Annotated in this window: 20 protein-coding genes; 5 read left to right on the forward strand and 15 right to left on the reverse strand. The window is 47.6% G+C overall.

The window, feature by feature from the left end:
- The first annotated feature begins 51 nt into the window (after positions 1-51).
- The gene (punR, locus tag R8O70_RS20810) at positions 52-954 is read left to right on the forward strand and encodes a DNA-binding transcriptional activator PunR (RefSeq protein WP_005378948.1); all 903 of its coding nucleotides are present in this window, start codon (positions 52-54) and stop codon (positions 952-954) included.
- 54 nt (positions 955-1,008) lie between these two features.
- Here punR and ilvA read toward each other — a convergent pair whose 3' ends face one another.
- From ilvA to ilvG, 5 genes are read right to left on the reverse strand one after another with little or no spacing between them, the layout of a single operon-like run.
- Entirely contained in the window at positions 1,009-2,556 is a 1,548-nt protein-coding gene (ilvA, locus tag R8O70_RS20815) for a threonine ammonia-lyase, biosynthetic (protein WP_215810514.1), read from the reverse strand.
- A 2-nt stretch (positions 2,557-2,558) separates the two neighbouring features.
- Complete coding sequence (gene ilvD / locus R8O70_RS20820; RefSeq protein WP_017635601.1) at positions 2,559-4,400, reverse strand: dihydroxy-acid dehydratase; 1,842 nt, start codon at positions 4,398-4,400, stop codon at positions 2,559-2,561.
- Between the two features lie 13 nt (positions 4,401-4,413).
- Positions 4,414-5,352, reverse strand: coding sequence for a branched-chain-amino-acid transaminase (ilvE, locus tag R8O70_RS20825; protein ID WP_005378953.1), 939 nt, complete (start codon positions 5,350-5,352; stop codon positions 4,414-4,416).
- A 12-nt stretch (positions 5,353-5,364) separates the two neighbouring features.
- A complete protein-coding gene (gene ilvM, locus R8O70_RS20830) occupies positions 5,365-5,649 on the reverse strand; it encodes an acetolactate synthase 2 small subunit (RefSeq protein ID WP_005378958.1) in 285 nt (94 codons plus the stop codon).
- 11 nt (positions 5,650-5,660) lie between these two features.
- Positions 5,661-7,307, reverse strand: a complete 1,647-nt coding sequence (gene ilvG, locus R8O70_RS20835) for an acetolactate synthase 2 catalytic subunit (protein WP_053350673.1) — start codon at positions 7,305-7,307, stop codon at positions 5,661-5,663.
- 465 nt (positions 7,308-7,772) lie between these two features.
- Between ilvG and R8O70_RS20840 the strand changes: the two genes are divergently transcribed.
- Entirely contained in the window at positions 7,773-9,296 is a 1,524-nt protein-coding gene (locus R8O70_RS20840; RefSeq protein WP_258624151.1) for a YifB family Mg chelatase-like AAA ATPase, read from the forward strand.
- Between the two features lie 55 nt (positions 9,297-9,351).
- On the opposite strand, the gene R8O70_RS20845 is transcribed toward R8O70_RS20840, so the two are convergent.
- Positions 9,352-10,308 (reverse strand): DUF2860 domain-containing protein, encoded by a 957-nt coding sequence (locus tag R8O70_RS20845; RefSeq protein WP_005379034.1) that lies wholly within the window; start codon positions 10,306-10,308, stop codon positions 9,352-9,354.
- Positions 10,309-10,457: 149 nt separating this feature from the next.
- Between R8O70_RS20845 and R8O70_RS20850 the strand changes: the two genes are divergently transcribed.
- Positions 10,458-11,336 carry an acyltransferase gene (locus R8O70_RS20850; RefSeq protein WP_005379035.1) on the forward strand — a complete coding sequence of 293 codons (879 nt, stop codon included), beginning with the start codon at positions 10,458-10,460 and terminating at the stop codon, positions 11,334-11,336.
- A gap of 46 nt (positions 11,337-11,382) precedes the next feature.
- Here R8O70_RS20850 and R8O70_RS20855 read toward each other — a convergent pair whose 3' ends face one another.
- The 5 genes from R8O70_RS20855 to R8O70_RS20875 form a co-directional block, all read right to left on the reverse strand.
- Positions 11,383-11,985 (reverse strand): thiol:disulfide interchange protein DsbA/DsbL, encoded by a 603-nt coding sequence (locus R8O70_RS20855; protein ID WP_005379036.1) that lies wholly within the window; start codon positions 11,983-11,985, stop codon positions 11,383-11,385.
- A gap of 34 nt (positions 11,986-12,019) precedes the next feature.
- Positions 12,020-13,006 (reverse strand): serine/threonine protein kinase, encoded by a 987-nt coding sequence (locus R8O70_RS20860; RefSeq protein ID WP_005379037.1) that lies wholly within the window; start codon positions 13,004-13,006, stop codon positions 12,020-12,022.
- Positions 13,007-13,059: 53 nt separating this feature from the next.
- On the reverse strand, positions 13,060-14,481 hold the full coding sequence (ccoG, locus tag R8O70_RS20865; RefSeq protein WP_042523886.1) for a cytochrome c oxidase accessory protein CcoG: 1,422 nt from the start codon (positions 14,479-14,481) through the stop codon (positions 13,060-13,062).
- A gap of 308 nt (positions 14,482-14,789) precedes the next feature.
- Positions 14,790-15,056: a YihD family protein gene (locus tag R8O70_RS20870; RefSeq protein WP_017821571.1), complete on the reverse strand. Its 267-nt coding sequence runs from the start codon at positions 15,054-15,056 to the stop codon at positions 14,790-14,792.
- A 166-nt stretch (positions 15,057-15,222) separates the two neighbouring features.
- A complete protein-coding gene (locus R8O70_RS20875) occupies positions 15,223-15,390 on the reverse strand; it encodes a hypothetical protein (protein WP_005379043.1) in 168 nt (55 codons plus the stop codon).
- 296 nt (positions 15,391-15,686) lie between these two features.
- Here R8O70_RS20875 and R8O70_RS20880 point away from each other — a divergent pair, with 296 nt between their 5' ends.
- Both R8O70_RS20880 and trhA read left to right on the forward strand, forming a co-directional pair.
- Positions 15,687-16,493, forward strand: coding sequence for a sporulation protein (locus R8O70_RS20880; RefSeq protein WP_031781056.1), 807 nt, complete (start codon positions 15,687-15,689; stop codon positions 16,491-16,493).
- Between the two features lie 70 nt (positions 16,494-16,563).
- Positions 16,564-17,217, forward strand: a complete 654-nt coding sequence (gene trhA / locus R8O70_RS20885; protein ID WP_005379047.1) for a PAQR family membrane homeostasis protein TrhA — start codon at positions 16,564-16,566, stop codon at positions 17,215-17,217.
- A 33-nt stretch (positions 17,218-17,250) separates the two neighbouring features.
- On the opposite strand, the gene R8O70_RS20890 is transcribed toward trhA, so the two are convergent.
- The 4 genes from R8O70_RS20890 to rsmB all read right to left on the reverse strand — a co-directional run bounded on the left by R8O70_RS20890 (position 17,251) and on the right by rsmB (position 22,040).
- Positions 17,251-17,835: a DUF3157 family protein gene (locus tag R8O70_RS20890; RefSeq protein WP_017821574.1), complete on the reverse strand. Its 585-nt coding sequence runs from the start codon at positions 17,833-17,835 to the stop codon at positions 17,251-17,253.
- 26 nt (positions 17,836-17,861) lie between these two features.
- The gene (locus R8O70_RS20895) at positions 17,862-19,307 is read right to left on the reverse strand and encodes a TrkH family potassium uptake protein (protein ID WP_017821575.1); all 1,446 of its coding nucleotides are present in this window, start codon (positions 19,305-19,307) and stop codon (positions 17,862-17,864) included.
- Between the two features lie 9 nt (positions 19,308-19,316).
- Complete coding sequence (gene trkA / locus R8O70_RS20900; protein ID WP_005379062.1) at positions 19,317-20,693, reverse strand: Trk system potassium transporter TrkA; 1,377 nt, start codon at positions 20,691-20,693, stop codon at positions 19,317-19,319.
- A gap of 63 nt (positions 20,694-20,756) precedes the next feature.
- The gene (gene rsmB / locus R8O70_RS20905; RefSeq protein WP_258624148.1) at positions 20,757-22,040 is read right to left on the reverse strand and encodes a 16S rRNA (cytosine(967)-C(5))-methyltransferase RsmB; all 1,284 of its coding nucleotides are present in this window, start codon (positions 22,038-22,040) and stop codon (positions 20,757-20,759) included.
- Positions 22,041-22,078: the final 38 nt, after the last annotated feature.

The raw sequence follows: 22,078 nt of genomic DNA on the forward strand, positions 1-22,078 counted from the left end.
TAAAACGCTAAAATTGTTGGTTATCAATCAAATTTTTTGAAAGGTTAAATCATGTTCTCTAAAGCGTCTTTGGAAATGCTGGATACGGTTGCCCGTTTAGGCAGTTTCACCGCTGCGGCTGAGGTATTGCATAAAGTCCCCTCAGCCATCAGCTATGGAGTAAGGCAGGTCGAGCAAGATTTAGATGTGGTGCTGTTTCGACGTTTACCAAGGAAAGTCGAGCTAACTCCAGCGGGTGAACTTTTTATGGCCGAGGCGCGCTCTTTGCTGCGTCAAATGGAAGAGGTGAAAGCACAAACGCGGCGAGCGGCTCAAGGATGGAAAAGCACGTTAAAGCTGACCTTAGATAACGTGGTGAAGTTAGAAAAACTCAAACCTTTGGTGGAAGATTTCTATCGCGAGTTTGAATTTGCTGAATTGCAGATCAATATGGAGGTCTTCAATGGTTCTTGGGAAGCCATAGCACAAGGTCGAGCCGACATTGTCGTTGGCGCGACATCTGCGGTTCCCGTTGGGGGAGATTTTGAAGTCAAAGATATGGGCGTATTAGATTGGGCATTTGTAATGTCACCCGCTCATCCTTGCGTTCGACAACAAGTGCTTACTGAAGCGTTTGTGAGTCAATTTCCGGCGATCTGTCTTGATGATACTTCGAACGTGCTGCCAAAACGCCATACTGGCCATTATCCGCAACAGCGCCGATTATTATTGCCCAATTGGTATAGTGCGATTGAATGTTTAAAAAATGGGGTGGGCGTGGGTTACATGCCACGTCATATTGCAACACCCTTAATCAATGATGGTGTGCTGGTGGAGAAGGTCATGCCGGATGATAAACCGCTCAGTCACTGCTGCTTAGTATGGCGCAAAGATGATAATCATAAATTGATCCAGTGGATGGTGGACTATCTTGGGTCGCCTAATCAGCTACATAAAGATTGGTTACAGTCATAAAAAACACCTCGCATTAGCGAGGTGTTTTCATTGATATGTTTAAAATGTGGCGTTTTATGACAAGAAAAACTTATACGATGGGTTGTCTGTCTCGTCTTTGCATTGATAGCCAAGTTCACGTAAATGTGCAGAAAACTGAGCTAAATCGCTTTCATCTAACTCGAAACCACATAAAACACGTCCGTAGTCAGCGCCGTGGTTACGGTAGTTGAACAAACTGATATTCCAGTGTGTGCCGAGTGTGCTTAAGAACTTAAGTAGCGCCCCAGGGTACTCTGGGAATTCAAAGCTGTAGAGGCGCTCTTTAAGCGGCTTAGACGGCTTACCACCAATCATGTAGCGCACGTGCAGTTTCGCCATTTCATCATCAGACAGGTCAACCACTGGGTAGCCACCATCACGTAAGTCGTGAATGATATGTTCTAGCTCTTCCTGACCGCCTTGCAAACGCACACCGACAAAGATATTTGCCAATGCGTCATCGTTGTAGCGGTAGTTAAACTCTGTCACGGCACGGCCGCCAATGAGATTACAGAACTCAAAGAAAGCACCTTGACGCTCAGGGATGGTGACGGCAAGCAGACCTTCACGTTTTTCACCAAGCTCGCAGCGTTCAGAAACATAACGCAGACCGTGGAAGTTGGTGTTTGCGCCAGACAATACCGTACCTAGGTTTTTGTCTTTCAGCTTGTTCTGTTCAGCAAACTTCTTCAAACCCGCCAGAGCAAGCGCGCCAGAAGGCTCTGCAATCGCACGGGTGTCTTCAAAGATGTCTTTTACTGCTGCGCAGATTTCATCGCTAGAGACTGCAATATGGCCATCAATGTACTTTTGGCATAGACGAAACGTCTCTTCACCAATGCGTTTTACTGCAACGCCATCGGCAAACATGCTGACCTGGTCTAATACTACTGGTTCACCTGCATCCAATGCCGCTTTGAGGCATGACGAATCTTCTGGCTCAACTGCAATCACTTTGATTTCTGGCATCAGTTGCTTCACAAGTACCGCAACACCCGCAGCCAAACCGCCACCACCGACAGGGACGAAAATGTAATCAAGATGACCATTTTGCTGCAGCATTTCCATGCCGATGGTGCCTTGACCTGCAATCACCAGTGGGTGATCGAAAGGAGGGACAAAGGTGTACCCGTTTAACTCGGATAGACGCTCTGCCTCGGCTTTTGCCTCATCAAAGTTGCTGCCGTGCAGCACTACATTGCCACCGAAGCCACGTACCGCATCGACTTTGATGTCTGGTGTGGTTTTGGGCATCACGATGGTGGTCTTGATGCCTAGCTTAGTACCAGAGAGCGCCATGCCTTGAGCGTGGTTACCTGCCGATGCTGCAATGACACCAGCGGCTTTCTGTGCTTCAGATAAACTCGCCACCATGTTGTATGCACCGCGCAATTTGAACGAGTGTACGGGTTGGCGATCTTCACGCTTGATCTGCACATTATTCCCGATACGTGCAGATAAACGAGGCATTTCTTGCAGTGGCGTCACTGTTGCTACTTCATAAACAGGTGCGCGAAGGATTTGGCGCAGATAATCTGCGCCAGTTTGGTTCACTTGTTTTTCGGGTTGAGCTTCCATCATTGCTAGCCCTCTAGCTTCGACTTGTCTCGTACTGCACCCTTGTCAGCACTGGTTGCCATACTCGCGTACGCTTTGAGTGCAAATGAAACTTCACGTTGGCGGTCAACTGGTTTCCAGCCTAGTTCGTCTTGTTTTGCACGGCGCTCAGCAAGTTCTTGTTCAGACACTTGGAGTGAAATTGAACGGTTTGGAATATCAATTGCGATCATATCGCCTTGTTTTACCAGACCAATTGCACCGCCGTTTGCTGCTTCAGGAGAGGCGTGGCCGATAGACAGACCTGATGTGCCGCCAGAGAAACGGCCGTCAGTCAGAAGTGCACACTCTTTGCCAAGGCCCATCGATTTTAGATAAGTGGTTGGGTAAAGCATTTCTTGCATGCCCGGACCACCTTTAGGGCCTTCGTAACGGATAACAACCACGTCGCCAGCTTTTACTTTGCCACCCAAGATGCCTTCTACGGCGTCTTCTTGGCTTTCAAATACCACAGCTGGACCAGTGAATTTATGAATGCTCTCATCCACACCAGCAGTCTTAACGATACAACCATCTAATGCGATGTTGCCTGATAGAACGGCTAGGCCACCTTCTTGGCTAAAGGCATGATCGATAGTACGAATACAACCTTCCGCACGGTCGTCATCAAGGCGATCCCAGCGGCAATCTTGTGAGAACGCTTGAGTAGTACGAATACCCGCAGGACCTGCGCGGTAGAACTTAAGTACTTCTTCGTCTTCAGTTTGGATGATGTCGTATTTCGCCAGCTGCTCTTTCATCGAAAGGCCAAGCACGGTGCGCGCATCATTGTGTAGAAGACCTGCACGATCTAACTCACCAAGAATCGCCATGACGCCACCTGCGCGGTGTACGTCTTCCATGTGATATTTCTGGGTAGATGGTGCCACTTTACATAGGTGTGGTACTTGACGTGATAGGCGATCGATATCTTCCATATCGAAATCCACTTCACCTTCTTGCGCCGCGGCAAGTAGGTGCAGAATGGTGTTGGTTGAACCGCCCATTGCGATGTCCAATGCCATTGCGTTTTCGAACGCATCAAACGTAGCGATGTTGCGCGGCAGTGCTGATTCGTCATCTTGCTCGTAGTAACGACGAGTCAGTTCAACGATACGACGGCCTGCATTAAGGAACAGTTGTTCACGGTCAGCGTGCGTTGCCAGCATAGAACCGTTGCCCGGCTGAGAAAGACCCAGGGCTTCTGTTAGACAGTTCATCGAGTTTGCAGTGAACATGCCTGAACACGATCCACACGTTGGACATGCGCTGCGTTCGATCTGCTCGCTTTGCTCATCAGACACTTTTGGATCCGCGCCTTGGATCATCGCATCTACAAGGTCTAGTTTGATGATCTGATCAGAAAGCTTGGTTTTACCCGCTTCCATTGGACCACCAGAAACAAAGATAACCGGGATGTTGAGACGCATAGATGCCATCAACATTCCCGGAGTGATTTTGTCACAGTTAGAGATACATACCATGGCATCGGCACAGTGCGCGTTGACCATGTACTCCACAGAGTCTGCGATAAGTTCGCGTGAAGGCAGTGAGTACAGCATGCCGCCGTGACCCATTGCGATACCATCATCAACCGCGATGGTGTTGAATTCTTTTGCGATGCCGCCGGCTTTTTCGATTTCGCGTGCTACAAGCTGGCCCATGTCTTTCAGGTGTACGTGACCCGGAACAAATTGAGTAAACGAGTTTACAACGGCGATGATTGGTTTACCGAAGTCTTCTTCTTTCACACCCGTTGCACGCCACAGTGCTCGTGCACCCGCCATGTTACGACCATGTGTGGTGGTAGCTGATCTATATTTTGGCATTTCCTAATCCTTCTTACTTCTGTTCTGGGTACACATAGTCTAACCAGCCCCACTTATCTTCCGTGGTGCCGTCAAATAGGCCAAAGTAGGCTGCTTGTAGTTCTTTAGTGATAGGGCCGCGCTTACCAGTGCCCACTTCAATCTTGTCGATGGTTGCCACTGGTACAATCTCAGCCGCAGTACCTGTCATGAAGACTTCATCGGCAAGGTAAAGGGCTTCACGAGCAATGTTCGCTTCACGTACTTCGTAGCCTTTATCGCGTGCAATTGTCATGATCGAGTCACGAGTGATGCCCGGTAGAATCGCGCTAGTTGCTGGTGGTGTGGTGATTACGCCATCTTTGATAACGAAGATGTTTTCACCAGCCCCTTCCGATAGGTAACCATCTACGCTTAGCGCAATACCTTCGTCGTAACCGTGACGACGCGCTTCACCACCAACCAGTAGTGAAGATAGGTAGTTACCGCCTGCTTTAGCCGCAGTTGGGATGGTGTTTGGCGCAGCGCGGTTCCAGCTTGAAATCATCGCATCGACACCTTTTTCTAGCGCTTCTTCGCCTAAGTAAGAGCCCCAAGGAAATGCTGCAATGATTAGATCCATCTCAGTGCCAACTGGTGGACATACGCCTAAGCCAACATTACCGACAAAACCCAATGGACGAATGTAAGCGCTGTCGAGTTTGTTTTGGCGCAGTGTTTCGCGGGTCGCTTCCATGATTTCCTCTACAGAGAAAGGGATCGGAAAGCGGTAAATCTTGGCGGAATCTTTTAAACGTTGTGCATGCTCACGGTGACGGAAGACTATTGGGCCTTTTGGTGTGTTGTAGCAGCGCACGCCTTCAAACACGGATGTGCCATAGTGCATTGCGTGAGTCAGAACGTGAACGTTCGCCTCTGCCCATGGAACCATCTCACCATTAAACCAAATGAAATCTGCAGTTTTCGTTGCCATTTGTTGCCTTCCTTATGCACTTACGTGTTGTTGTAAGTTGTGATTTGGCAGTTCATCGTTGCGGATTTTTAGCACCTCAACCTTACGAACGTCCCACAACTTCTCTATTTGATTGATCAAAAACGATATTGGTCGATCGCTGTCGACGATGATCTCGACGCTGGCTACTTTGCTTTCGTGGTTTTGCGTAGCAGCGACTTGTTTGATCACGAAGCCTCGGTGACGAATCACACGTAGAACGCGCTCCAACAGTACCGGTTTGTCATCGGCTTTGATGTCGAGTAAATATCTGTCCATGCGATTGTCTCCTATGTATTTTCCAACATATCACTGTTTGATGCGCCAGGTGGCACCAATGGCCACACGTTTTCTTCTTCATCAATCAAAACGTGAAGCATGTAAGAAGTTTCACTCGCTAGCATCTCTTTGAGAGCAGGTTCGACTTCTTCTTTCTTGGTGATGGTTTTGCCCGGGATATCGAACGCTTTTGCTAACATCACGAAATCTGGGTTGTCATCAAGAATGGTTTCACTGTGGCGACCGTCAAAGAACAATGACTGCCATTGGCGAACCATGCCAAGACGTTGGTTATTAAGAAGGACAATCTTCACTGGAATCTGACGACGCTTCAGCGTGCCCAATTCCTGAACGTTCATCATAAATGAACCGTCACCTGTAATAAGGATAGACTGATCATCAGGACGTGCGACTGCAGCGCCCATCGCTGCTGGCAAGCCAAAGCCCATGGTGCCAAGGCCAGCAGAAGTGATGAAATTTTGTGGTTCGCGTGGCTGGATATGTTGCGCTGTCCACATCTGGTGCTGACCGACGTCGGTCGAGACAATTGAGCTATCTGGCATCATGTCAGACAGTTGTTTAAGCAATAGCGGTGCGTAGATTAATTCGCCCGGGTGGTCGTAACGCCACTTAAAGCCGCTGCGCAGACTTTCACTGTGATGAACCCACGGTGAGATATCTTGAGTCAGCTCTAGCTGAGGAAGAATGGTGTTGATGTCGCCACGTAATGGTGCGTTGGCGTGGCGCAGTTTATGAATCTCCGCAGCATCAATGTCGATGTGAATCACTTTCGCATTTGGTGCAAACGTGTCGAGCTTACCCGTCACACGGTCATCAAAACGCGCGCCAACCACAATCAATAGATCGGCTTCTTGAACCACTAGGTTAGCGGCTTTGGTGCCATGCATACCCAACATACCAAGATAGTGAGGATCATGGCGTTCAATGGTACCGAGACCTTTTAATGTGCTAACTGCAGGCATTGGGTTTAAGCGAAGAAATTCGCGTACTGCATCGGTTGCTTTCGCAAGTTGCACGCCACCACCAACATACAACACTGGGCGAGTTGATGCTGCCAGCACATCTTGCGCACGTTTGATATCTTCAGCGCTGACATCTTCGATTGCTGGTGCTATGTATGGAGGAAGAAGGTCTGTGGGTGCTTGAGCGAGTTGAACGTCTTTGGCGATATCGACAATGACAGGACCCGGACGACCGGTTTTTGCGACCTCAAAGGCTTCGGCAAGTGTCGGAGCTAGATCTTCAATTTCGGTCACGAGATAGCTGTGCTTAGTACAGGCTAGGGACATTCCGATCACATCCATTTCTTGGAATGCATCGGTACCGATATGAGAGCTAGCAACCTGGCCTGTGATGGCTACTAGAGGTACGGAGTCAAGGAAAGCGTCGGCAAGGCCGGTAACAAGGTTAGTGGCTCCTGGGCCAGAAGTTGCCATGCACACAGCAACGTCTTGAGTGGAACGAGCCATCCCGATAGCTGCCATAGCGGCCCCTTGCTCGTGACGGCATAGGATGTGTTCCACCCCACCGTCATACAAAGCATCATAGATTGGCATGATGGCCCCGCCGGGGTAGCCAAAAACGGTTTCGATGCCTTGCTGTCTTAAAGCGGCTACGACAAGTTGTGCACCAGTCATCGTAAACCTCCTTTGCTACGTTGTGGCTCGTAGCGATTGCCATATTTATTGCACTTCATGTGCACTCCCATTCTTCCCGTTAAACTGTCCGAGGGTTAGACAGATGACAACTTGTAGTTGTAAAAAAACCCCCGGACTTTTCAGTGCGGGGGTTTTTTGTAATTTGTGGTTACCTTTCGCCCACAATACCCCGCGCGGTGCCAATAATGACCACGATAATCAGGGCTAGCAGTGCGTTGATATGAGCGAAAAGGTTCATCTGTCTGTCGTTCTTTTTTCGTTAAAAAATGTTGTGTAATGTTCTACGAAATTGTTTGCGTCATTAGTGGTATCACACAATTCCGCTGCATGACAAGCAAAAAGTCATTCTTTTTTCACATTAACTCTCAATTGGGACGCGGTATATAACATAACCAACTAGATAAAACATTTGTTTACAGAGTGTTCAAAAAAATTGAGGAACGTATGGGGCTGGCAATCATTCATAGTCGAGCAAGCGTCGGGGTGCAAGCGCCATCGGTTAGTGTAGAAGTTCATATCAGCAACGGCATGCCAGGGTTTACCTTAGTAGGCTTGCCAGAGACAACGGTAAAAGAGTCCAAAGATCGCGTACGCAGTGCGATCATTAATTCTAACTTTCAATTTCCTGCTAAGCGGATCACCGTGAACTTGGCTCCGGCAGATCTACCCAAGGAGGGAGGGCGTTTTGATCTTCCTATTGCATTGGGAATTTTGGCTGCTTCGGAGCAAATCGCGACAGATAAGCTCAAAAACTACGAATTTGTTGGTGAGTTAGCGTTATCTGGTGGTCTGAGACCTGTAAAAGGTGTGCTGCCTGCTGCGCTGGAAGCCAGTAAGATTCAACGTCATTTGGTCGTCCCACATGTGAATGGCGATCAGGCGGCGCTGGTGGGGAAGGAACAACATAAATCGGCCCAATCATTACTGGAAGTATGTGCCGAGCTTTGTGGTCAACATCGACTGAATCTTTTTCAAACGCCTAAGCGAAAAACGATCGAAAAACATGGTCGAGACTTACAAGATATTATTGGCCAACAACAAGGTAAGCGAGCACTGGAGATTGCTGCCGCTGGAAACCACAACTTACTTTTCCTTGGCCCGCCAGGTACTGGAAAAACGATGTTGGCTTCGCGTTTGTGTGACTTATTACCGGAAATGAGTGACGAAGAAGCAATGGAAACCGCTTCGGTGGCATCGTTGACTCAGAGTGAAATTAATGAGCATAACTGGAAGTCGCGTCCGTTTCGTTCTCCGCATCATTCAAGTTCAATGGCGGCATTAGTTGGCGGTGGTTCGGTACCCAGACCAGGGGAGATCTCTTTAGCCCACAACGGGTTATTGTTTCTCGATGAAATGCCCGAATTTGATCGTAAAGTTCTGGACTCGTTACGCGAACCGCTCGAATCTGGAGAGATCATTATCTCTCGAGCGCAAGGTAAAACACGCTTTCCGGCTCGTTTCCAATTAGTCGGAGCCTTGAACCCAAGCCCGACAGGATATTACGAAGGCAATCAAGCGCGCACCAATCCACAAGCTATTTTGCGCTACCTTGGTCGATTATCTGGACCACTGTTAGATCGCTTTGATATGTCTTTAGAAATCCCAGCTTTGCCCAAAGGGACATTAGCAGAAGGTGGTGATCGCGGTGAGCCGACTGCTATCGTAAAAGCGCGTGTGAGCCATGCGCGTAACAATATGCTAAACCGCAGTGGTAAGGTCAATGCACTGCTAGGTAGTCGAGAAATTGAGGCGTTTTGTCCCTTGCATAAGAGTGATGCTGAGTTTCTTGAAACCGCTTTGCATCGTTTAGGGCTCTCGATTCGTGCATATCATCGTATTATCAAAGTGGCGCGAACAATCGCCGATCTGGATGGGGCGGAGCAAATTGAACGAACGCACTTGGCCGAGGCGCTTGGGTATCGAGCGATGGACCGTTTGCTGAAACAGCTTACGGCGCAAGTGGTATAGACAGCAAAGTGTCATCGCAACAAGTGTTGTAAGCACCTTGTTGCGATGAAGGACGTTAGAAGGTGTAGTTGAGACCAAGCGACAATAGGTACTCTTTCTCCTCATAAAACGTGATATTCGAGTCAGTTTGGCTATAGCCGGCTAAAGAAATGAACGACCAGTCTTGCCAGTCAAATACGTTTTGATATTCGTAGGCCGCAAATAGGCTGATGGTGTCGTCATTTCGTGTTTTAGCAAAAGTTTGGCTAGCTGCTTGATAGTCTTTCCATGCATAACCCGCGGTGAGGGCCAATCGATGACGGTTGATAAATTTAAACCAGCTAATGTCAAATCCGTACGAATCAAATGACTCCGCCTTACCGTCGGCATCTTGATTGATGTAGGTGAAAGCGGGTTGCAACATAGATGTTTGGTTGAGTGGAATGCGATAGTCGCCTTTGACATAGTAAAGGTTAGCATCGCGAGCAAGTGAGCGGTCTGTCACTTCCTCCTGCTCGATGTCTTTATCAGCATAAGCAAGATCAAGGTTGAAGTTCTTATCAATCAACCCTTTGATCTGAAAGCGATACGCATTGCCGTCAACATCCGTCTCTTTACGTGCGGTTCCTACTTGATAAGGGTTGCGCCAAGTTTCGCCTTTGAGTACCGTCGGCAGATAGGAAACATCGAGCACGGTGCCAGATTGTAGCTCGTGTTGATAGCCCAACTGAAAAGCGAGTGTACCTACCGCGACATCTGAGCGTGTGGTACCGGCGTAAACTTGGTGGTTGAGTCGGCTACCAAAGGTGTATGTCACACTCCCTAGCGGTGCAGCGATAACGGAACTGTCACTATCGGCACGCTTATCGAGAGAATCGATGGTGTTACTATTTTCTGTATTGAAATTGGATTCTGATGATATGAATCCGGCATTCAGCGAAATTTCACCGCCAAAACCTGCGGTTTCAGCGAGTTGAGCCTGAGCAGAACTGACGACAAAGGCCAAAGGCAAGAGAAGTAGCCTTGGTTTCATTCGTTATCTCCTTGTTGTCGAATGAGTGGTGCACATATTGGTTGCGGTAACAAATCTGACCATTTCCACGCATGTTCCAATGTGGCAAAGGCGCAGTATAATTACACGCTGTTTTATTCTTCACACATTATCACTGTTGTTTGACTATCATGTTGGCATATTTGTTATTTTTTTTTAACGCTTCTTTTGTGATTCTCAATTCTGCGGTTTGTTCACTCGCAATTTGTGTTATCGCTGTATTTAAAATATTGCTTCCTGGCGTAAAGCTAAAAGCGATAGCGACCGCTTGTGCCAATAAGGTGATGTGGTTATGGGCTACCGTTAATGCGTGCATTCTGGCGGTATCTAACCGTGTTGAGTGGGATGTTCAGGGCGGTGAAGCGCTTAAAAAAGACGGGTGGTATCTGCTGATCAGTAATCATCTCAGTTGGACAGATATTGTTGTGCTTTGCTGCGTGTTTAAAGACCGTATTCCCATGCCGAAGTTTTTCCTCAAGCAACAACTGCTGTATGTGCCTTTCATCGGGATGGCGTGTTGGGCGCTCGATATGCCATTTATGCGTCGCTATTCGCGAGAGTATCTGATCCGCAACCCTCATAAGCGAGGTCAAGATTTAGAAACGACACGTCGCTCGTGCGCTAAATTCAAACACACTCCAACCACAGTGGTTAACTATGTCGAAGGAACCCGATTTACCGAAGAAAAGCAGCGTAAGAGTAAAGCAAACTATCAATATTTGCTGCAACCAAAATCGGGAGGGATTGCGTACACGTTAGCGGCGATGGGTGAACAGTTCGAGAGCATTATCGACGTTACGTTGGCGTACCCAGAAAATACGCATAAACCGTTCAAGGATTTATTGATGGGCCGCATGAGCAAGGTGGTTGTGCGTGTAAATGTGTTACCCGTTGATGAAAGAGTGCTTGGTGATTACTTCAACGATAAGCCCTATAAGCGACAATTTCAGCAATGGTTGGGGGATGTGTGGCAAGAAAAAGATCGGTTACTACAAGAGATTTACAAATAAACAAAAGGGGAGCGACGTGTTCCCCTTTTGATTGATATCGATGTGCTTATTTTAGTGTCAGCAAGTAGTTCACCAGAGAGAAGTACTCATCCATCGTTTTGATGCTTTGTGCTTGAACTAGGTATTTGTTGTTAACGATAACCGCAGGAACGCCGGTTAGACCGCTGTTTTCAAATTGCTTGTCCATACGGCGAACCATTGAATCAACCGCGAAGCCTTTGAATGCAGAATCGAATTTTTTCGCATCTACACCTTCATCAAGGAAGATTTGACGAAGTTCTTCATCATTACGTGGTGCTTTCTTTAGATTGTGGATGCGGTTAAACATCACTGGCACCATTTTGTCTTCCACTTTTAGTGCAACCATCGTTGCGTAGGCTTTGCTCATTGATGGGCCCATGTTGCCACCCATGAAAGAAACGTGGTTTTTTAATAGCTTAGTACCTTCTGGCAACTGCTTTTTCAGTTGCTGGATAACTGGTTCAAAGCTATTACAGTGCGGGCAGTAGAAAGAGAAAAACTCCGTCACAAGAGGTTTTTTTGATGCCTCAAGATCCAATACTTTGTAATGTTCACCTTCTTTGAATTGCGCTGCATGTGCCGACAGGCTTAACATCAGCATAGAAAACAGTGCGAACAGTTTTTTCATCGAAATATCTCCATTTTTGAATTTTTGGCCTGACTTACCATTGAGGCATTAAAGACAGCGGTGCTTCTTCTAAAGCGGCGATCTGCTCTTTAAATGCAAGGACTTGACCTTCCCAGTATTTTGGCTCATTAAACCATGGAAAAGCGAGAGGAAATGCAGGGTCATGCCAACGTTTTGCTAGCCATGCCATATAGTGCACCATTCGTAGACCGCGAAGTGGCTCGATTAGTTTCAATTCTGCAGGATTAAAGTCGCAAAACTCTTGGTAAGCCTCTAAAACAATATCCAACTGCATCAGTTTGTCTTGGCGTTCACCGTTCAGTAGCATCCATAAGTCTTGTACTGCAGGGCCGTTACGAGCGTCATCCAAATCAACAAACATAGGGCCATCTCGCCACAAAATATTGCCTGGGTGGCAATCGCCATGCAAACGAATCATATTGAAGCCTTCTTGCCAGTGGCTTTCAATTGATTTGATCAGCATATCCAAGTCATTGAAGAAGCTGTTCTCCAAGTGCATTGGAATCATATTGGCGTTTTGCAGAATCTCTCTTGGTTGATACAGGTATTCTTGTAAGCCGATCGTAGGGCGATGTTGGAACGCTTGGCGGCTGCCGACTTTATGGATGCGGCCAAGGAAACGCCCTACACCTTCGAGCTGATCTAAATTGTCAACCTCGTATTGGCGACCACCCACGCTATCAAACAGCGCAAAAGCATAGCCTTGATAGTGATGCAGGGTTTCACCGTTGATGCGCACAGGAGGTGCGACGGGGATCTCATTGCCAATCAGCTCTAAAGTAAAGTCGTGCTCCTCTTGGATCTGCTCATTGCTCCAACGTTCAGGACGGTAAAACTTGACGACATAACGACGACGCTCTTCATCGGTAAATTGATACACACGGTTTTCGTAGCTATTGAGGGGAAGAAAGCCTGATTCTGCGCGAACGCCGATGCTCTCTAACGCGTACCACATAAAGTCTGGGGTAAGGGCGTCAAAGTTAAACATACTTTGGGACATATAAACAAAAAGGCTCATTACTGAGCCTTTTTCCGTTAGTCACTGAAGTAGCACTATAGTTTTTTAATAAAACGGCTTTCTACTTCAATGGTGAATTCGTTGCTCTTATCGGTGAGTATAAACTGAATTGTCGTAATCGCAGAGTTTAGCTTGTCAGGATCGGCACCAAGACTCATTGGCAGGTTCAATACCTCACCTGGCTGGACCTGAATTGTCTGCTTACCATACCAGCTTACATCGGATAGCCCTTCAACATCCAACGAGTACTCTTGCACTTGCTGAGTTTTGTTGATCACCTTGAGGGTGTAGGTGTTTTCTACTTCTCCCGAGCTATTAACGCGGAACAGTTGGTTACGGTCGCGAATAACACTCATGCCGGCTGGGTCTACCGCTGCAATTTGGGCAAAGAAAAGACCGACCATGACGAGTAGTACGGCACCATAGCCTAGCAGCTTCGGACGCATGACTTTGGTACTCTTACCCGATAAGCGATGCTCGGTGGTGTAACTAATTAGGCCTTTCTCGTAGCCCATGCGATCCATGGTGTTGTCACACGCATCAATACAGGCGCCACAGTTGATACATTCATACTGCAAGCCGTCACGAATATCGATACCTGTTGGGCACACCTGCACACACAAATCACAATCAATACAATCACCCAAACCAAGTTGCTTTGGATCGGCTTTACGCGGACGTGGGCCACGTTTTTCCCCACGTTTTGCATCATAGCCAACGATAAAGGTGTCTTTATCAAACATGGCAGACTGAAAGCGCGCGTAAGGACACATGTGAATACACATGATGGAACGCATCCAACCAGCATTACCGTAAGTACAAATGGCAAAGAACATTACCCAAAAGACGGGCCAGAAGTTGGCGTTAAAAGTGAAAAAGTCGATAACCAATTGCTTCATTGGAACGAAGTAGCCAACAAAAGTAAAACCAGTGGCGAGCGCAATGGCAAACCAAGCTATATGTTTGATGGTTTTGCGCATCGCTAAATTCGCCGTCAGCTTATTGGAGTCTTGTTTACGGCGTTTATTGGCACTACCTTCGAGCTTCTCTTCAAACCAGATATACATGAAGGTCCAGACGGTTTGTGGGCAGAGATAGCCACACCAAACCCGACCTAAGAAGGTGGTAATAAAGAACAACCCAAACGCCGCGATCACAAACAGCAAGGCGAGTAGGGTAAGATCTTGTGGGTACAGTGTGGTACCGAAAAAGTTGAACTGCTGGTTGCCAATATCAAGCAAGATCGCTTGACGTTCACCGTAAGGAATCCACGGTATCAAAGCGAAGAGAAGTAGTAAGAACCAACCACCGTAACGACGCAGTTTCTGGTAAGTTCCTTTACTTTCGCGTACATAGATGCGATTACTTGGGTTAAACCGATCCCCGTTTCCTTTGTGGGTTTTGGGATTATAGGTTTTAGGAGTCACATCTTTGATATCGATCTTGTCCTGACTCATGCACTCATCCTTCTTAGGCTTTTATAATGTACGGCGTCATTTCTATTGATGTCGCTCGATGACATTGCTGCTCGTTCCGTCATAAAGATGACCGAACATAATTATTTTAGTAAATACTGATGAACGGCGATTATACAATCAATAACAATTCCGTTTCTTTAACGCAGTCAATGTTTAACAACAAAAATCAGTACAGTTAACCTGATAATTGGCTGAACAGTTATAACCAATTGTGGGACTAAAAACTTTGGTTATAAAAAAGCGACTCACAGAGAGAGTCGCTTAAAGAATACTGGCTGTTGAGCTGGTTATTTGATGATGCCACGAGCGCGTAGGATCGCCGTTTTAAAATCGTCCTCTTGGTCTTTTTTGAGTCCAGGGATCATTTCATCTTTGCTGCTATTACGCATTTTAAGGTGGTAGATCAGTACATCGTCGGTCAGATCTTCTAGCTTTCCTTCATAGCCTGCTTCTTTTGCCAGCTTAACGATGAACTGCAATAGGTTCAGCTCCTGATCTTTATGCCATTCAGGCTCTAGTAGCTCAAGCAGCTCTTCAATGCGATGACACTTCATTTCTTTCTCCACAGAATTTATAGGTGTAATTAGCAGTAAAGGTACCAAATTGCTTTGCTAAGACCAAATAGGAAAAACGATCTCTTTCACCGTGGTTTGTTCTAAGTCTTTGAAGTTTTATGAGTTGCGTGCAAAGAAAAAAGCGCAGCTGGCGCCGCGCTTTTGATTAAGCTGCTTTGATAACTTTGGCCGGAACACTCGACATCATTGCTGTCTTCTCAACCAATGTCATTGCTGGCGCAACTTGCTTTGCCTTTGGTGCAGTAGTAAAGCCACTGCGGCGGCGCATTGCACTAGTATTAGTGTGTGCGAACCTGACTGTTGTTGGGCGCATTAATTTACCTAACTGTCAGGCATATCCATTGCCGATGTAATGGCCTGAATCATTATGAGCTAGGCTCCAACAAGATTGAAGAATCACTCTTCTGGCTCTCGCCAATCCAGTTAATGAGTCAGGAATACCGATATGCATGCATATCAAGTGTAAGATTAGCATCCTTGTAATAATTGGTCGATAGTTGAGCAATTGAATTGTTTAGATTTTGTCATTTTGTCGCGATGTTCGAGGCAATTTTTGTTTGATCCCACGATCAGCAGTAGTAGTATGAGATCTCGATGAAGGAGGTGCCTATGTCATTTTTGAAGAAGACACTTGCCAGTTTTGGGATTGGGAGCGCGAAGGTCGACTCAATCTTAAACCAAGACGTGCTATACCCAGGTCAAAGTGTGGATGTGTCTATCCATGTATATGGTGGTGCGACTGAACAAGCGATCGACAACATTGATTTAAAACTCTGTTGCCGCTACATCGCAGAAGCCCCTGATGACCGTGGTGCGCGAGAAGGACACAGCATGCGCCGAGTACCTCAAACTCATGTGCTTGCTAAGTGGAGTCTCCCTTACGCATTTACCATCCATTCCGGCGAAGAGCGTACCTTCGATGTTAAGCTCGATGTGCCTTGGAACACGCCTATCACCATTGGTGATGCCAAAGTATGGTTAGAAACTGGCTTAGACGTTGCTGCTGCTTTGGATCCGACTGATAAAGACATCCTCACCGTCCGACCTGATCCACTGATGGATGCGGTACTATCTGCATTTGAAGCGCAAGGTTTACGAATTCGCCAGGTGGAATGCGAGGAAGTGAAAGGATTCGATCTACCATTTGTGCAAGAGTTTGAACTGGTGCCAACCGACGGACCTTACCACGGCGTGTGGCGCGAATTAGAATTTGTTGCCCACCGCAGTGAGCAAGAGCTCAAGTTGTGGTTTGAAGTTGACCGCACACGCAAGGGGCAAGGTGGCATGCTCGCGAGCTTACTGGGTAGTGGCAAACTCAAGCGAGAGCTGACCATCCCTGCCACGACTAAGCCAGATCAAGTTGGCGAACTGGTACTCAATTATCTCGATCAAACTACTGCCGTTCATGAGTCTTAATTTAAGCTTACACGTGTAAGCCTAATGTGCCATACTAGAGCAAATTTCAAACTCTAGTATAGGCGCATTGATGTCCGAGCTGCAGAAACCTCAATACAGTCAACGTGAAGAACTGGCCAATACCATCACCCACGGTATAGGGATGATTTTTGGTATTGTTGGCTTGATACTGCTGTTAGTTAAAGCCATAGACCATCAAGCTGACACTTTAACGCTTACCAGTATGGCGATTTATGGTGCGAGTATTATCGTGCTATTTTTGGCCTCGACGCTCTATCATGCGATCCCTCATCCCAAAGCGAAACGTTGGCTAAAAACCTTCGACCACTGTGCTATTTATCTTTTGATAGCAGGCAGCTATACCCCTTTCTTGTTAGTCAGCTTAAGAACACCTCTAGCATTTGGGTTGATGATCGTTATTTGGAGCATTGCGTTGATCGGCATCATCATGAAAGTTGCGTTCGTCTATCGATTTAAAAAGCTTTCTTTGATGACGTATTTGGTGATGGGATGGTTATCGTTGATTGTGATTTATCAGTTGGCGATCAACTTGGATGTCGGCGGACTTACACTGCTTGCCGCTGGTGGAATTGTGTATTCACTGGGCGTGATTTTCTACGTTGCGAAGCGCATTCCCTTTAACCATGCGATTTGGCACGGCTTTGTTTTGGCTGGCTGCGTGTGCCATTTCTTTGCTATTTATTACTTTGTTGAGCCTATCTAGCCGATAGGCTCAACAAAGAATATTAAACACGTATTAGCGAGTTTTTACCTCTAGCACTTTGGCAGAAAACTGGTATTGCTGTGATTGCGGTACAGCCAGTTTTATGCTCTTACCTTGCTCCGCTTGCTGAGGTCGCAGGTAGGTATCCGCCATGCGCTTGATGGATTGCCAAACAGTCACGTTTTCTTTTGCCAGTTGCTGACCAGACATATCAAACACTTGCACCTCAACTTCCACTTGAATGACAGATTGAGAGCTTTGGTTAGTGATTGATGTAGGTAAAACAAGCTCACCGCTTTGATAGCTTGCTGAACCAATCAATACATCCACACCTGAATCTGATAGCTGCATGGTTGGCTTTTTGGCGTTTACCACCACGGTCGTGCCAACGGTTTTCGTTATCACTGGGATTGTCGCAATCGCAGGAGCTGCGATTGTTTCAACTACGCTTGCTGTTGTTTGTGTCTCCGTCGCTTGCTGCGCCGTTTTTTTCATGACGTATTCCCAGGTAAAGTCATCGTTCAACTTCACTTCTCGACCATCGGCTAAAGTGATGACCTCGGCGGCGTATGTGGATGAGGCGGCAAGTAGGGTCGCCAGAGTAATCCATGTTTTCATTGTTATACCTTTTAATTAGAGTCTGCTTAGCGGCGCCAAAACGCAGGAAAGAACAGTACAAGAATAGTCAGAATTTCCAAGCGGCCCATTAACATCCCAAAGCTTAAGAGCCATTTGGCAGTATCGGGCAGAGGCGCGAAGTTGCCTGTCGGGCCAATCACACTGCCCATACCAGGGCCAACATTGGCAACGGCGGTGATTGAGCCAGAAATACTGGTCACAGGGTCGAGGCCAAGTGCACTTAAACAACCCGCGATAAAGATAATGGTGATAAAAAACATCAAGCCAAATGCCACCACTGAGCGAACAATATCATCATTCACCGGTCGCTGGTTATAACGCTGTACAAACACCCCTGAAGGGTGAATCAACTTCATCATTTGTTTGTTTAGCAGCGTCATCGCAATTTGGAAGCGGAAGATTTTGATCCCGCCAGACGTTGATCCTGAGCATGCTCCCGCCATCATTAAGAATGCGAAAAGAGTTGTGGGTAATGCGCCCCATGCGGTGAAGTCTTCTAAGCCAAAGCCAGTTGTGGTGACGACAGAGACAATATTAAACATCGACACTCGCAGGGCATCCAAAATGGTGTACCCATCTCGAATCACTAGCCAAGCTGAAATCACTAAGCTTGAGAATACGAACAGGTACGCAAATCCTCTAACTTGAGCGTCGTTAACCAACACATCAATACGGCGTTTACGTAATGCGGCGATAAAGAGCAAAAACGGCAAACCACCTAAGAACATAAAGGTAGTGGCCACCCAATGTGCGCCATTAGAGAAGTGGTTCATTGACCCATCAGATGTAGAGTATCCACCCGTCGATAGCGTAGTAAAGGCATGGTTGATTGCTTCGAACAGGTTCATGCCGGTGATCAAGTAGCCCAAAATACATAGGCCCGTTAGCATCAAATAAACCGCTACGATGTTTTTGGCGACCGTTTTCGCTCTTGGACTACTTTTATCCGACCAATCTGATGATTCGGTTTGGAATAGCTTCATACCACCGACATTCAGCATAGGTAACACTGCTACCGCCATCACGATAAAACCAATGCCACCAAGCCATTGTAAAATAGAGCGCCACAGCAATATGCTCGGCGCCATGTTGTCTAGGCCACTGAGCACCGTTGAGCCCGTCGTGGTGATACCCGACATCGTTTCGAAGTAGGCGTCGGTGAAGCTGATGTGGTTGATAAACACAAATGGCAAGGCGGCGAACGCACTCGCGATGGTCCAAACCAAACTGGTGATGAGGAACATATCGCGTACGCTGAGTTTGAACTTGGCGGTGCGACCGATCGTCAGGCAGATGAAGGCGGCAAGGTGCGTGATCACAACGGCTTGGGCGAAATCGAGGAATCCCCCCGTACCGGTAAAGAAAGCGACCAAAGTCGGCACGTACATAAACAGGGCCAGTTTGGATAAAACCAGCCCGATAACAAACAGTACGGGACGTAAGTTGACCATAGGAAAATCCTAGAGGAAGAATGGACTCGGCTGGAATAGCGCTTCGACGTCTGATACGTATTTTTTGTTGACCAGGAACATCACCACATGGTCATCCTGCTCGATGACCGTACGGTCGTGGGCAATAAGAACTTCTTCGCCACGAACGATAGCACCAATGGTGGTCCCAGGTGGAAGCTTTATATCTCCAATCGCACGTCCAACCACTTTAGATGTACTTTCATCACCGTGAGCGACGGCTTCAATCGCTTCCGCAGCGCCGCGGCGAAGTGAGGATACGTTTACGATATCAGCGCGACGAACGTGCGTTAGCAAGGCTGAAATAGTGGCTTGCTGAGGTGAGATTGCTACATCAATTACGCCGCCTTGTACCAGGTCTACATAAGCGCCACGTTGGATCAGCACCATCACTTTTTTAGCGCCCATGCGTTTTGCCAACATTGCAGACATGATGTTGGTTTCATCTTCGTTGGTCAGCGCGATGAAGACGTCGACTTGGTCGATGTTCTCTTCCGAGAGAAGCTCTTGGTCTGCCGCATCACCGCAGAACACGATGGTGTTTTCTAGTTGCTCAGAGAGCTTTTCTGCACGCTGGTAGTTACGCTCAATCAGCTTCACGCTGTAAGTTTGCTCTAGGCGTTTTGCCAAGCTTGCGCCGATGTTACCGCCGCCAACAATCATGATGCGGCGGTACGGTTTTTCTAGGCGCTGAAGCTCACTCATCACTGAGCGAATATGATTACTTGCTGCAACGAAGAACACTTCATCGTCAGCTTCAATGATGGTGGTACCTTGTGGGCGAATCGGACGGCCTTGACGGAAAATCGCTGCCACACGGGTATCGATGTGCGGCATGTGCTCACGTAAAGCAGACAGCGCGTTACCCACCAACGGGCCACCGTAGTAGGCTTTTACCGCCACTAGGCTGACTTTCTGTTCAGCAAAGCTCACCACTTGCAGCGCGCCTGGGTATTGGATCAGACGTTCGATGTAGCTCGTAACGAGTTCTTCTGGTGCGATAAGGTGATCAACAGGAATAGCACCAGATTTAAACAGGGCTTCTTTTTCGGCTAGATATTCTGGAGAGCGAATACGCGCAACGCGGTTTGGGGTATTGAATAGAGTGAACGCGACCTGACAGGCGGCCATGTTGGTTTCATCAGTGTTGGTTACTGCGACGAGCATATCGGCGTCTTGCGCGCCAGCTTCGTGTAGCACGTCTGGATGGCTCGCATGGCCATTGACCACACGTAGGTCGTATTTGTCCTGCAATTCACGCAGTCGGTCGGCATTATTGTCGACGATGGTGATGTCGTTGTTTTCACCCACTAGGTTTTCTGCCAGTGTGCCGCCAACCTGACCTGCACCAAGAATAATGATCTTCATACTCTTTTCTCGTATCTGAAAAAGGCGATTGAAATCACTTCAATCGCCCTATTTAGCATGCTGTTACGCGTGTGTTTTAGTTAGCACTGCGTAGTAGAAACCATCCATATCTTCTTCGCCTGGTAGAATTTGACGGCCAGGCTGGTCGGGATCAGAATCCAGCAGTTGCGCATCCGCGGTACGTGCTAAAAACGCTTTTACTTGCTCCACGTTTTCTTGCGGTGTGATTGAACAAGTCGCGTAAACCATGGTGCCGCCGGGCTTCAGTTGCGTCCACATGGCATCAAAAATTTCACTTTGCAGCTCTGCTAATGCGGTGATGTCGTCTGCACGACGTAGCCATTTGATGTCTGGGTGACGACGAATCACGCCAGTCGCAGAACATGGGGCATCCAGCAAAATGCGATCAAATTGCTCGCCTTGCCACCATTCTTGTGGATTACGCGCATCACCGCAAACCACTTTTGCCTGAAGGTTGAGACGCTTCAGGTTTTCATGCACACGTTTCAAGCGTGTGTCGTCGCAGTCAATCGCGACCACTTCACTGCCTGACGTGCGTTCTAGAATGTGCGCCGTCTTGCCACCTGGCGCTGCACAGCAATCTAAAATCAGTTCGCCGTCTTGTGGTTTTAGATAGTTGATCGAGAGCTGCGCCGCCGCATCTTGGACCGAAACCCAACCTTTTTCAAAACCAGGTAGCTTCATCACGTCACATGGTGCGGCCAATTTTATGGCGTCCATTGCTTCTGTGTGTGGCGTGCTATCAATGTTTTCATTTTTGAGCAGCGCAAGGTATTCATCACGAGTGTGGTGTTGATGGTTCACACGCAGCCACATTGGTGCTTTTTGGTTGTTCGCATCAACAATGCTTTCCCATTGCTGTGGGTAGGCCTCTTGCAGCAGTTTTAGTAACCAGCTCGGGTGACCGTACTTGCCAGCGTTGTTGCTGACGGCCATTTGGTCGAGTTCTTCTTGGTTGCGTTGGTAGTTACGCAATACAGCGTTAATCAAACCACGCAGACGAGGACCTTTCAGCTCTTTAGTGCCTTCAACCGTTTCACCGACAGCTGCGTGCGCAGGAATACGCATGAAGCTCAGTTGGTAAATACCAACCAGAATTAGGTGATGGAATACACGTTGTTTGCCTTTGAGCGGCTTATCCATCAACTGGTTTGCGATCATTTCTAGGCGAGGGAGGTAACGTAGCGCACCGTAACAGATCTCTTGTAACAGAGCGTGGTCACGAGGTCGTACCGTTTGTTGAGCCGCTGGAAGAGCGCTTGAAAGTGAGTGGCCCTTGTCGACGACAAGATACAGGACGTTAGCAGCCGCAGCGCGAACATTCATGATGAGTACCTTAAAGTAAAGGAGGGCATCTCTGCCCT

Source organism: Vibrio sp. 779(2023) (genome assembly GCF_033344285.1).
Taxonomy (GTDB): domain Bacteria; phylum Pseudomonadota; class Gammaproteobacteria; order Enterobacterales; family Vibrionaceae; genus Vibrio; species Vibrio alginolyticus.

What these genes read in the sequence shown, in the direction of transcription:
- punR (WP_005378948.1), top strand. Translation starts at nt 52, where the DNA reads ATGTTCTCTAAAGCGTCTTTGGAAATGCTGGATACGGTTGCCCGTTTA.
- ilvA (WP_215810514.1), bottom strand. Translation starts at nt 2,556, where the DNA reads ATGATGGAAGCTCAACCCGAAAAACAAGTGAACCAAACTGGCGCAGAT.
- ilvD (WP_017635601.1), bottom strand. Translation starts at nt 4,400, where the DNA reads ATGCCAAAATATAGATCAGCTACCACCACACATGGTCGTAACATGGCG.
- ilvE (WP_005378953.1), bottom strand. Translation starts at nt 5,352, where the DNA reads ATGGCAACGAAAACTGCAGATTTCATTTGGTTTAATGGTGAGATGGTT.
- ilvM (WP_005378958.1), bottom strand. Translation starts at nt 5,649, where the DNA reads ATGGACAGATATTTACTCGACATCAAAGCCGATGACAAACCGGTACTG.
- ilvG (WP_053350673.1), bottom strand. Translation starts at nt 7,307, where the DNA reads ATGACTGGTGCACAACTTGTCGTAGCCGCTTTAAGACAGCAAGGCATC.
- R8O70_RS20840 (WP_258624151.1), top strand. Translation starts at nt 7,773, where the DNA reads ATGGGGCTGGCAATCATTCATAGTCGAGCAAGCGTCGGGGTGCAAGCG.
- R8O70_RS20845 (WP_005379034.1), bottom strand. Translation starts at nt 10,308, where the DNA reads ATGAAACCAAGGCTACTTCTCTTGCCTTTGGCCTTTGTCGTCAGTTCT.
- R8O70_RS20850 (WP_005379035.1), top strand. Translation starts at nt 10,458, where the DNA reads ATGTTGGCATATTTGTTATTTTTTTTTAACGCTTCTTTTGTGATTCTC.
- R8O70_RS20855 (WP_005379036.1), bottom strand. Translation starts at nt 11,985, where the DNA reads ATGAAAAAACTGTTCGCACTGTTTTCTATGCTGATGTTAAGCCTGTCG.
- R8O70_RS20860 (WP_005379037.1), bottom strand. Translation starts at nt 13,006, where the DNA reads ATGTCCCAAAGTATGTTTAACTTTGACGCCCTTACCCCAGACTTTATG.
- ccoG (WP_042523886.1), bottom strand. Translation starts at nt 14,481, where the DNA reads ATGAGTCAGGACAAGATCGATATCAAAGATGTGACTCCTAAAACCTAT.
- R8O70_RS20870 (WP_017821571.1), bottom strand. Translation starts at nt 15,056, where the DNA reads ATGAAGTGTCATCGCATTGAAGAGCTGCTTGAGCTACTAGAGCCTGAA.
- R8O70_RS20875 (WP_005379043.1), bottom strand. Translation starts at nt 15,390, where the DNA reads ATGCGCCCAACAACAGTCAGGTTCGCACACACTAATACTAGTGCAATG.
- R8O70_RS20880 (WP_031781056.1), top strand. Translation starts at nt 15,687, where the DNA reads ATGTCATTTTTGAAGAAGACACTTGCCAGTTTTGGGATTGGGAGCGCG.
- trhA (WP_005379047.1), top strand. Translation starts at nt 16,564, where the DNA reads ATGTCCGAGCTGCAGAAACCTCAATACAGTCAACGTGAAGAACTGGCC.
- R8O70_RS20890 (WP_017821574.1), bottom strand. Translation starts at nt 17,835, where the DNA reads ATGAAAACATGGATTACTCTGGCGACCCTACTTGCCGCCTCATCCACA.
- R8O70_RS20895 (WP_017821575.1), bottom strand. Translation starts at nt 19,307, where the DNA reads ATGGTCAACTTACGTCCCGTACTGTTTGTTATCGGGCTGGTTTTATCC.
- trkA (WP_005379062.1), bottom strand. Translation starts at nt 20,693, where the DNA reads ATGAAGATCATTATTCTTGGTGCAGGTCAGGTTGGCGGCACACTGGCA.
- rsmB (WP_258624148.1), bottom strand. Translation starts at nt 22,040, where the DNA reads ATGAATGTTCGCGCTGCGGCTGCTAACGTCCTGTATCTTGTCGTCGAC.